Source organism: Bacteroides sp. MSK.20.12 (assembly GCF_019052435.1).
Classification (GTDB): Bacteria; Bacteroidota; Bacteroidia; order Bacteroidales; family Bacteroidaceae; genus Bacteroides; species Bacteroides xylanisolvens.
The window spans coordinates 1-513 of sequence record NZ_JAHQVH010000109.1; the positions used below are offsets into that span (position 1 = coordinate 1).

1 protein-coding gene is annotated in these 513 nt (G+C 45.8%); it reads left to right on the top strand.

Annotated elements, in window-relative coordinates; all coding sequences use genetic code 11:
* A partial coding sequence (locus KTR06_RS24845) for a polysaccharide biosynthesis/export family protein (RefSeq protein WP_217290897.1) occupies positions 1-513 on the top strand: 513 nt, incomplete at both ends.

Consider the following 513-nt stretch of genomic DNA (forward strand, 5'->3'; position numbering starts at 1 on the left):
GTAACCTGACTTTTGAACCCAGTGTCAACATCGCCACCCCTTTAAATTACCGTCTTGGTCCCGGTGATGAAGTGATTATCGACATCTGGGGAGCCAGCCAGAACACTATCCGCCAACAGATTTCTCCTGATGGCACGATCAACATTCAGAAAATAGGTCCCGTCAATCTGAACGGTCTGACTATTTCTGAAGCCAATGACTATCTCAAGAAAACATTAAACAAGATATATAATGGTCTCAATAATACGAATGACCCCACTTCGGACATCCGTCTGACTCTGGGCAGCATCCGTACTATTCAAATCAATGTGATGGGTGAAGTAGTCCAGCCGGGCACTTACTCTCTTTCTTCCTTTTCTACTGTCTTCCACGCACTTTATCGTGCAGGAGGTGTGAGTGACATAGGTAGCCTTCGCAATGTCCAGCTGGTACGTAACGGTAAGAACATCGCTACGATTGACGTCTACCAATTTATCATGAAAGGCCACATTCAGGATGACATTCGTCTGCAGG